We start from the raw sequence: 9,965 nt of genomic DNA, 5'->3' as shown, positions 1-9,965 counted from the left end.
CGATGCGGTGCCGCGCGGCCAGCCTCGACGGCATGGGAGGATGGAGGGGCACCCCGTCCCGGTCGTGGCGAGCGGTGACCGCCGCGACGGCGAGCTCCAGCGCGCGCGACGCGATCCCGACGTACACCGACGCCACGAGCAGCTCGAACGCGGCGAACACGCCGAACACGAGCGGGTCCGCGGTCGGTCCGACCGGCAGCACCCGCACGATCCGGTCGGCCGGCACGTGCACGCCGTGCAGCCGGGTGGTCCGGCTCTGCGTCGCGCGCATGCCGAGCGTGTCCCAGTCGTCGAGGTGCTCGACGTCGCCGTCGGAGCGGAGCACGAAGCCGTGCACGAGCCGCGGCTCCGGCCCGCTGGTGTCCTTGCCGAAGACGCTCAGCACGTCCCACGCCGGCGCCAGCGACGTCGAGACCTTCGTCCCGGTGAAGCGGTAGCCGCCGTCGCCGTCCGGCTCCGCCGTCGTCGACGAGTCGAACAGGACGGCGTCGTTGCCCGGCTCGCTCACCCCGAAGGCGAGCAGGTGGTAGTCGGCGGCGTGGTCGGTGACGGTCTGGAGGAACGTCCCACCCCGCGCGGCGACCGCGCGCGCCGCCTGCACCCAGACCTGGTGCATCCCGAGTCCGAGCGCGGTCGCCGGTGCGGCCTGCGCGAGCCGCCGCTGCAGCGCAGCCGTCGCGGCGAGCCCGAGCCCGGAGCCACCCCGCTCGACGGGCACCCCGATCCGGAGCCACCCCGCCGCGCGCAGCTCGTCCAGGTCCTCGGCGCAGAAGACGTTCTCGGCGTCGTACCGCGGTGCCCGCCCGGCGATCCGCTCGAGCAGGTCCTCCGGCAGCGTCCACGCCGACGTGTTGCCCATCGTCATGGCACGAGACTACGGTCGCACGGGTGTCAGATCGTCATCCGTGGACCAGGTACGTCGCGATCGGTGACTCGTTCACCGAGGGCATCGGGGACCCGGACCCGACCGCCCCCGGCGGCAACCGCGGCTGGGCCGACCGGGTGGCCGAGGTGCTCGCCCACCGCACCGACGGTCTCGCCTACGCCAACCTCGCGATCCGCGGCCGGTTGCTCGGGCAGATCGTCGACGAGCAGGTCGAGCCCGCCCTCGCCCTCCGCCCGGACCTCGTGACGGTGTCGGCGGGCGGCAACGACATCATCCGGCCCGGCTCGGACCCGGACGAGCTCGCCGAGCGCTTCGACGGCATGGTCGAGCGGCTGCGGAGCGACGGGGCGACCGTCGTGCTCTTCACCGGCCCGGACGTCGGCATGACCCCGGTCCTCGGCATGGTGCGCGGCAAGACCGCCGTCTACAACGAGAACCTGCACGCGATCGCGCTCAAGCACGGTGCGGTCGTGGCGGACATGTGGGCGCTGCGGGTCCTGCGCGACCCGCGGATGTGGGCACCGGACCGCCTGCACCACTCCCCGACCGGGCACGCGACCGTCGCCGCGGCCGTGCTCGACGCGCTCGACGTCGACCACGGTCTCGAGCCGTTCGTCCCGGAGCCGCTCGAGGCCCGGCCGTGGCGCGAGGCCCGCGTCGAGGACCTCGGCTGGGCGCGCGAGTACCTCGTGCCGTGGGTCGTGCGGCGCATCCGGCACACGTCCTCGGGCGACGGCGTCCGACCGAAGCGGCCCGAGCTGCTGCCGGTCGTCGCGCGCGGTTCCGACACGCCCTGACGACCGCCGGCCGCCGCCGTCCGCCTCCGACCGCCGGCGGTCCTCAGTCGGCCGGGCGGCGGAGCGTGAGCGGACCGTCGTGGAGCGGCTGCGTGACCCACTCCGCCGTCGCCGTGCCCCGTGCCGGGTCCAGGCGGAGGCGCGCGGCGTGCGGCGTCTCGACGAAGCGCACCCCGAGGTGCACCGAGCCGTCGGGGTCCGTCGCCCCGCTCGCCGCCAGGGGCCCCTCGGTCGCCCACTCCCCCTCGCCGACCGGGACCGAGAGCAGCCCGCCGTCGACGTCGACGGTCACGCGCCAGCGATCGGCGTCCCGCTCGAGCCGGAGGCCCTCGAGGACACCGGCCGTCTCGTAGGACCCGGCAGCGTCGTCGGTGAGGCGACCGCCCGCGACCGGGGGCAGCCCCAGGGCGGCGAGCCGCGCCTCCAGTGCGGCGTCCGCGCCTGTGCGGGTGTCCGCACCCGCCTCGGGGTCCGCAGACGTGTCGGTCGGACCGTCGATCGCGGGGAGCAGGTGCTGCCAGGCCGCGTCGAGGACGGCCTGCATGTCGAGGCTCTGCCCGGTGAGCGCGAGGACGACGTCCTGCTCCGGCAGGACGACGCAGAACTGGCCGTAGGCGCCGTCGCCACGGAAGCCGTGGCGTGCCATCCAGAACTGGAAGCCGTAGCCCTGCCGCCAGTCGACGTTCTCCTCGTCGGGGTTCGCGACCTGCGCGGTCGTTGCGGCCTCGACCCAGTCCTCGTCGAGGATCCGCTCGCCGTCCCACACGCCGCGCTGCAGGTACAGCTGGCCGAGTGCTGCGACGGCCGACGTCGGGGCGTGGCAGCCGCTGAAGCCGAGTTCCGCGCCGGTCCCGTCGCGCGTCCAGGCGAGGTCGTCGATGCCGAGCGGGTCGAGCAGGCGCGGCCGGAGCCACTCGACGAGCGAGCCACCGGTGACGCGCCGGACTATCGCGCCGAGCGTGAAGGTGCACGGCTGGTTGTAGGCGAAGACCGTGCCGGGCTCCTCGTCCGGCGGGGTCAGCAGGAAGCCGCGCACGAGGTCTGCCGGGTCGGCTGCCCGTGCCCGCTCGAGGGTCTCCTCGCGGTGACCGCTCGCCATGGCGAGGAGGTGCCGGACGAGCATCCGACGACTCCGCTCGTCCGTCACGTCGGCGTCGAGCTCGGGGAAGTACGACAGGACGGTCGCGTCGAGGTCGACCAGGCCCTGACGGACCGCGATCCCGACGGCCGCGGCCGTGAAGCTCTTGCTCAGCGAGTAGAGCAGGTGCACGCGGTCGGCGGCGTACGGCGCCCACCAGCCCGACGCCGCGAGCCGGCCGTGGCGGAGCAGCACGATGCTGTGCGGTTCGACGTCCGGCGTGGACTCGAGGGCGTCGAGGAACGCGGCGACCCCACGTGCGTCGATGCCGAGGGCGGACGGGGTGCTGCGGGGGAACGTCGTCGTCACGCCGCCGACACTACGCGGCGGCGGCGTCCACGCCCTGGAACGGGTTCGTCCACCGCCACCAGACGCCGGGGTCCTCGATGGACCGTTCGAGCACCAGCGGCACGGTCACCGGGTCGTGGTGCTCGATCGTGAAGCGGACCGCGCCGACGCGCTCCCCGCGCTCGCCGAAGGTGATCCGCTGCAGGCGTGCCTTCGCGGTGACGGCCGTCGTGCCCCAGACGAGCACCTCGGCCGGCTTCGCCGCGACGGCGTCGGCCTCGTCGCGCCAGGGGGTCGAGAAGGTCCCGAACGTCTGCCCGGCGTGCGTGAGCGTCACGACCTGGAAGTTGTCGGCGACCGACCGCAGCAGCCGCTGCACGTCGACGTCGAGCGCGTCGTGGTCGACGCCGCCGAGCATCACGCCGACGACCGTCACCGACCGACCGCCCCGCTCGTAGGTCGCCGCGAAGAGCAGGCACGCGCCGGCCTCGTCGAGCGTGCCGGTCTTGATCCCCTCGATGCCGTCCAGGCCGAGGAGCTTGTTCGAGTTCTCGATCGCGCCGGCACCGGGAACGGTGACCCGCTCCGTCCCGACGATCTCCTTGACCACCGGGTCCGCCAGGGCCAGCTGCCCGAGCCGGACGAGGTCCGTCGCGGTCGACCGGTTCGCGGGGTCGAGGCCGGTCGGCTCGTGGATGGTGGTGTGGTCGAGGTCGTGCTCGTCGAGCCAGGCCGCGGCCGCGCGCTCGTAGGCGCCCATCGAACCGAACGCCCACAGCGCGAGGGACCCGGCGTAGTTGTTCGCCGACTTCATCAGCATGACCTGCATGGTCTGGTACTCGGACAGCCGCAGGCCGTCCGGCATCGGCGCGACCTCGCCGTTCTTCGCGAGGTAGGTCGCGTAGAGGGCCTGCATCTCGGCGTCGAACCGGATGGACGGACCCGCCTGCCCGACCTCGAGGGGCTTCTCGTCGAGCACGACGAGCGCGGTCACGACCTTCGTGATGCTCGCGATCGACCGGGGATCCGTGTCCCCGCTCGTCCGGAGGCTCTCCGGGAACCCGGTGGCCTGGACCGCGGTCGCTCCGTAGCCCGGGAAGCGGAGCTCCGGCAGCGTCGACGTCGGCGGCACGTACCGGGCGGTGGTGGCGCTCGCCGGGGCGAACGGCACGACGGCCGCGGCCACCAGGTAGCCGACGGCCAGCAGGAGCACGACGACGACGCCGATCGTCAGGGGCCTCCGGACGGCGGATCGGGGGCTGCGGACGACTCGTGGCACGGCACCACAGCGTAGTCGGCGGTCCCGCGGGCTCGGCTGGACGCGCGAGGCGACCCCGTGTGACGAACACGTAAAACATCGGCGTCCGGGCCACGACGCCGGTGCCGTCGGCCCTAGCGTGCTGACCATGCTCCACGGAACCACCCCGGACGTCGACACCACCCCTGCCGCCCCCACCGGTCTCCCGGTGCTCCAGCCCGGGTCCGGCCCGGTCCGGTCCGCCCGGTACCTGCCGGCGGTGGCGGACGAGGTCCTGTGGGGTCGGTTGCCGAACGCCGACGACCGGCCGGTGCTCACCGTGGCGTCCGGCGACGACGTCACCGTCGACACCGTCAGCCACGAGGGGATCCTCCCCGACCAGGGAAGCGACCCGGTGGCCTTCTTCGCACGCCACGGCGTCCCCCGCGAGCACGTGCTCGAGGACGCCGTGGCGATCGCCCGTGCCGGACGGCGCGACCCCGAGGCCGACGGTCCGCACGTCGTGACCGGGCCGATCGCCGTCGAGGGGGCCGAGCCCGGCGACGTGCTCACCATGACCGTGCTCGAGACCCTGCCGCGCGTGCCGTACGGGGTCGTGTCGAACCGGCACGGCCGCGGCGCCCTGCACGGCGAGTACCCCGTCGACGGCCGCACGGTCAGCGTGTTCGCCGAGGTCGTCCCCGCCGACCGCGTCCCCGGCGCCGACGGCCCGCGCGGACGCATCCCGCTCACCGAGGGCGGCGACCGCGCCGCGCACTTCCCGCTCGCACCGTTCCTCGGCATCATGGGCGTCGCGACCCCCGGGGAGCGCCGGCACTCGGTCCCACCGGGGCGGCACGGCGGGAACCTCGACGTCAACCTGCTGCAGGTGGGCGCGCAGCTCCACCTCCCGGTGCTCGTGCCGGGCGCGCTCGCCTACGTCGGGGACCCGCACTTCGCGCAGGGCGACGGCGAGGTGGCGCTCACCGCGATGGAGGCGTCGCTCCGGGCGACGATCCGGTTCGACGTGACCCCGGCCGCCGAGGCGGCGCAGCGGTTCGGCGAGCTGGTGTGGCCACTCGTCGAGACGCAGGAGCACCTCGTGCCGACCGGACTCGACCCCGACCTCGACGAGGCCGTCCGCGCCTGCGTCCGGCACGCGATCGCGATCCTCGGGGCGCGGTACGGCATGGAGCCGCACCTGGCGTACGCGTACCTCAGCGCCGCGACGGACTTCGACGTCTCCCAGGTCGTCGACCTCGTCACCGGTGCCCACGCCCGGATCCGCAAGGCCGACTTCGCGGACGTCCGGTGACCGCCTCGACGCCGTCGCCCGACGGTTCGACGCCGGCGCCGGAGGGGTCGGCCGCCGCTCCGGACGGGCTCCTCGCGGCGCTCGACGCCTACGAGCGCGCCCTCGCCGCCGACGACCTGCCCGCCCTCGACGACGCCTTCGTCCGCTCCCCCGACACGATGCGCGGCGACGACCGCGGCCTCCTGGTCGGGCACGCCGCGATCAGCGCCTTCCGCGAGGCCCGCGGCGGGATCGCCCCACGGAGCCTCACCCGCGTCGAGGTCCGGCCGCTCACCGACGACCTGGCGCTGGTCGTCTCGGTCTCGACCTCGCACGCCGGTGGCTCCGGTCTGCAGACGCAGCTGTGGCAGCGCGACGCCGACACGTGGCGGATCGCCGCGGCGCACGTCACCGGCCGTCCCCGAGCCCTCGACACGACCGTCTGGCGCGTCGTCGGCGACCCGCTCCTGGCACCGACGGGCAGCGGCCCGCTCGACGGTGCCACCGTCGCGGTCAAGGACCTCTACGCGGTCGCCGGACACCGCACCGGCGCGGGCAACCCGACCTTCCTCGACGAGTCGACGCCCGCCGCCGCCTCCGCCACGGCGGTCGCAGCGCTCCTCGCCGCCGGCGCGTCGGTGCGCGGCATCGCGCGCACCGACGAGTTCGCCTACGCGCTCACCGGACGGAACGAGCACCACGGCACGCCGCCGAACGCCGCCGTCCCGTCCGCCCTGCCGGGAGGCTCGTCCAGCGGCTGCGCGTCGGCCGTCGGTTCCGGGACGGCGGACGTGGGCCTCGGCACGGACACCGCGGGTTCGCTGCGGATCCCCGCGTCCTACCAGGGCCTCTGGGGCCTCCGGACCACCCACGGTCTCGTCGACCGTGCGGGGCTGCTGCCGCTCGCGCCGTCGTTCGACACCGTCGGCTGGCTCACCCGGGACGCCACGACGCTGCTCCGCGCCCTGGACGCCTCGGTCCCCGATCGATCGCCGACCGCCGACGCCGGTACACCGGTGGTTCTCGCCGAGCTCGTCGCCGCCGCGGACCCGGCGACCCGGGAGGCCTTCGGGGACGCCGTCGGGGACCTGCCCGTCGTCACGCTCGACGACCTCGGCCTCGCGCCGCTCGAGGACCTGCGCGAACTCCTCCGGCTCGTGCAGGGCGCCGAGGCGACGGCGGTCCACGGTCCGTGGATCGCCGCGCACCCGGGAGCGCTCGGTGCCGTCGTCGGTGCCCGGTTCGCCGCGGCGGCCGCGAACCCCCCGGCAGCCGTCGCCGAGGCACGCGCCCGCCTCGACGGCGTCCGTGCCGCGGTCCGGACGGCGCTCGTCGGCCGGCTGCTCGTGACGCCCACGGCACCGGGTCCGGCGCCGGCGCTCGCCTCGGACACGGCCGAGCTCGAACGCGTCCGCACCGCGACGACCACCATGACCGCGCTCGCGAGCGTCGGCGGCGTCCCGTCGCTCAGCGTCCCCGCGCTGACGGTGGGCGGGGCACCCGTCGGGCTGTGCCTGACCGGCGGGGCCGGGACGGACCGTGCCCTGGTGACCACGGCGACACGTTGGACGTCCGACGGGGTGGGGGCGGGCCTCCCGGCCGTCACGGCGTGAGTGCCGAGGTCAGCCGGCCGCGGGCCGCGCCGCGCGCTGCGCGTGCGTGACCGCCCAGAGCCCGACCGCGCTCGCGGCCGCGACGTTGAGCGAGTCGACGCCGTGCGCCATCGGGATGCGGACCGTCGTGTCGGCGGACGCGATCGCGGCGTCGGTGAGCCCCTGACCCTCGGTGCCCATCACGAGCGCGACCCGCTCCGGCACGTCGGCGACGAACGCGTCGAGGTCGACCGAGCGGTCCGTGAGCGCCATCGCGGCGAGGTGGAAGCCCTGTGCCCGGAGTTCCTCGCCGGCGGCCGGCCACTCGCCGATGCGCGTCCACGGGACCTGCAGCACGGTGCCCATGCTCACCCGGACGCTCCGGCGGTACAGCGGGTCCGCGCAGCGCGGGCTGACGAGCACGGCGTCGGCGCCGAGGCCGGCGACGCTCCGGAACACCGCGCCGACGTTGGTGTGGTCGACGACGTCCTCGAGCACGACGACGACCCGGGCGTCGCGCACGACGTCGGCGACGGACGGCAGGACCGGGCGGTGCATCGCCGCGAGGGCACCCCGGTGCATCCGGAACCCGGTGAGCTCCTCGAGCAGCGCGTCCGGGCCGACGAACACCGGTCCGTCGTGGTCGGCGACGAGCGGCAGGACGCTGTCGAGCCACTTCTCCTGCACGATGACGCTGCGCGGCACGTGGCCGGCCCGGACCGCCCGCTCGATGACCGTGTTCGACTCGGCGATGTACAGGCCGCCCTCGGGTTCGGTCACCCGGCGGAGCGCGACGTCGGTGAGCCGGGCGAAGTCGTCGAGACGGGGGTCGTCGAGGGAGTCGATGCGGACGGGGTGCACGGGGCTCGTTTCGTGGGAAGGCGGCTGGGCGTTCGGCTGTTGAGGGTACCGTGGACGACGTGCTGACCGACCCGATGCAGGACGAGCTCGACCGCGTCGTGGAGCTCCTGGCGGGCAAGCGGATCGCCGTGCTGTCCGGAGCCGGACTGAGCACCGACTCGGGCATCCCCGACTACCGCGGCGCCGGCCGCGTCGTGCGGAAGCCGATGACGTTCCAGGAGTTCCGTGCCGACCCCGCCAAGCGGCAGCGGTACTGGGCCGGGTCGCACCTCGGCTGGCGGACCTTCGCGGCGGCGCGCCCGAACGCCGGTCACCGGGCGCTCGCGGCGCTCGAGGACGCCGGGGTCGTCGGCGGCGTGGTCACGCAGAACGTCGACGGCCTGCACCTGCGTGCCGGGTCGCGCCGGGTCGTCGAGGTGCACGGCTCCATGGACCGCGCGGTGTGCCTGACCTGCGGGCAGGTGTTCTCCCGCGCCGACCTCGCGGCCGTCCTCGACCGGGACAACCCGTGGATCGACGAGCCCGGCACCGTCCAGCTGCAGCCGGACGGTGACGTCGAGATCACCGACGTGGAGCGGTTCCGGGTGCCCGACTGCTCGGTGTGCGGCGGCGTGCTCAAGCCCGACGTCGTCTTCTTCGGCGAGTTCGTGCCGGCCGAGAAGTTCCGCGAGGCGGTGTCGATCGTCGCCGACGCCGACGCCCTGCTCGTCGTCGGGTCGTCGCTCACCGTCAACTCCGGCGTCCGGCTCGTCGACCACGCCACCCGGAGGAAGCGCCCCGTCGTCATCGTCAACCGCGGCGCGACGCGGAGCGACCGTCGGGCCGTCGCCAAGATCGACGCCGGCACGACCGAGACGCTCGAGGCCCTGGCCGCGCGGCTCCTGCCCGCGGCGAGCCGACCGGACACGACGGACCCGTCCTCCGGGTCGTCTGCGATGATCGACCGGTGACGACGCTCCTCACCCTGGTCCGGCACGGCGAGACCGACTGGAACGCACAGCGCCGCATCCAGGGCTCGACCGACATCCCCCTCAACGACACCGGCCGGTCGCAGGCCGCCGCCACGGCGCTCCTGCTCGGACGGCGGCACTTCGACGCCGTCGTCGCGTCCCCGCTCTCGCGGGCCTCCGAGACGGGCGCGATCATCGCCCGCCACCTCGGCCTGCCGGAGCCCACCACCTACCCGGGACTCGCGGAACGGTCCTACGGCGAGGCCGAGGGGCTCACCGACACCGAGGTGACCGAGCGCTACCCGAACGACGACGTGCCCGGGCGGGAGTCCCGCGCCGCACTCCTCGCGCGGGCGACCGAGACCCTCGCCGAGATCGCCGTCCGCTTCGACGCCGGGTCGGTGGTGGTGGCAACGCACGGCGCGGTGATCCGGAGCGTCGTCAACGCCGCGGCCCCCGGGACCGCCGAGCGCTGGTCCACGCCGATCCGGAACGGGTCGGTGCACTCCTTCCGCTGGGACCCCGAGCGCTTCCGTGCCGAGCTCGTCCGGTTCGACGACCCGCTCGACGAGGTCTCCGAGCAGACCGGCGACGAGTCGTTCGTGGAGCAGAACCCGCTCGAGCGCCGCTGAGCGACTCCCGTCGCTGTCCGGACGGCGCTGAGCGCCACTGTCCCTGCCCGCCGCTAGGCTCCGATCCACGATCGGACGGCCAGCGTGCTCGGAGGGGGAGGCGATGACGACACAACCGACGGGACCCGGGGACGACCCGGACGACCTCGACCGCGCGTTCGGGGATCGGCAGAGCACACGTCTGCACTCCAGTCACTCCGGAGAATATCGCATGCCGTCCTCTGCTTGAAAAAAAACAAACCGCCATATCGTCGCTGAAGAACCAAGGTACGCAGCCCGTACACCTGACC

The 9,965-nt window shown here is 74.6% G+C and carries 9 protein-coding genes; 5 read left to right on the top strand and 4 right to left on the bottom strand.

Features of this window, described 5'->3' with window-relative positions; all coding sequences use genetic code 11:
* Positions 1-865 (bottom strand): acyl-CoA dehydrogenase family protein (locus H7A69_RS16580; RefSeq protein ID WP_182048055.1); only part of this gene is annotated, 865 nt, incomplete at its 3' end.
* 23 nt (positions 866-888) lie between these two features.
* Here H7A69_RS16580 and H7A69_RS16575 point away from each other — a divergent pair.
* Positions 889-1,683, top strand: coding sequence for an SGNH/GDSL hydrolase family protein (locus H7A69_RS16575; protein ID WP_182048054.1), 795 nt, complete (start codon positions 889-891; stop codon positions 1,681-1,683).
* A 43-nt stretch (positions 1,684-1,726) separates the two neighbouring features.
* Here H7A69_RS16575 and H7A69_RS16570 read toward each other — a convergent pair whose 3' ends face one another.
* Complete coding sequence (locus H7A69_RS16570; RefSeq protein ID WP_182048053.1) at positions 1,727-3,130, bottom strand: serine hydrolase domain-containing protein; 1,404 nt, start codon at positions 3,128-3,130, stop codon at positions 1,727-1,729.
* A 10-nt stretch (positions 3,131-3,140) separates the two neighbouring features.
* Complete coding sequence (locus tag H7A69_RS16565) at positions 3,141-4,388, bottom strand: D-alanyl-D-alanine carboxypeptidase family protein (protein WP_182048052.1); 1,248 nt, start codon at positions 4,386-4,388, stop codon at positions 3,141-3,143.
* Positions 4,389-4,515: 127 nt separating this feature from the next.
* Here H7A69_RS16565 and H7A69_RS16560 point away from each other — a divergent pair, with 127 nt between their 5' ends.
* On the top strand, positions 4,516-5,661 hold the full coding sequence (locus H7A69_RS16560; protein ID WP_182048051.1) for an acetamidase/formamidase family protein: 1,146 nt from the start codon (positions 4,516-4,518) through the stop codon (positions 5,659-5,661).
* Positions 5,658-7,253, top strand: coding sequence for an AtzH-like domain-containing protein (locus H7A69_RS16555; RefSeq protein ID WP_182048050.1), 1,596 nt, complete (start codon positions 5,658-5,660; stop codon positions 7,251-7,253). Before H7A69_RS16560 ends, H7A69_RS16555 begins: the two co-directional genes overlap by 4 nt.
* Before the next feature lie 9 nt (positions 7,254-7,262).
* Here H7A69_RS16555 and H7A69_RS16550 read toward each other — a convergent pair whose 3' ends face one another.
* Positions 7,263-8,093, bottom strand: coding sequence for a TrmH family RNA methyltransferase (locus tag H7A69_RS16550; RefSeq protein ID WP_182048049.1), 831 nt, complete (start codon positions 8,091-8,093; stop codon positions 7,263-7,265).
* Positions 8,094-8,167: 74 nt separating this feature from the next.
* On the opposite strand from H7A69_RS16550, the gene H7A69_RS16545 reads away from it, so the two are divergent.
* Together H7A69_RS16545 and H7A69_RS16540 are read left to right on the top strand one after the other, a co-directional pair.
* Complete coding sequence (locus H7A69_RS16545) at positions 8,168-9,043, top strand: Sir2 family NAD-dependent protein deacetylase (protein WP_182048056.1); 876 nt, start codon at positions 8,168-8,170, stop codon at positions 9,041-9,043.
* Entirely contained in the window at positions 9,040-9,675 is a 636-nt protein-coding gene (locus H7A69_RS16540) for a histidine phosphatase family protein (protein WP_182048048.1), read from the top strand. Before H7A69_RS16545 ends, H7A69_RS16540 begins: the two co-directional genes overlap by 4 nt.
* The last annotated feature ends 290 nt before the right edge of the window (positions 9,676-9,965 follow it).

It is taken from the genome of Curtobacterium sp. ME26 (assembly GCF_903970945.1).
GTDB classification, from domain to species: domain Bacteria; phylum Actinomycetota; class Actinomycetes; order Actinomycetales; family Microbacteriaceae; genus Curtobacterium; species Curtobacterium citri.
The sequence above is the reverse complement of the archived record's forward strand: the minus strand, read 5'-3'. Positions and strand labels throughout refer to the sequence as shown.

Bases quoted from the DNA above. Each gene is read 5' to 3' on its own strand.
- H7A69_RS16560 (WP_182048051.1), top strand. From the start codon at position 4,516: ATGCTCCACGGAACCACCCCGGACGTCGACACCACCCCTGCCGCCCCC.
- H7A69_RS16545 (WP_182048056.1), top strand. From the start codon at position 8,168: ATGCAGGACGAGCTCGACCGCGTCGTGGAGCTCCTGGCGGGCAAGCGG.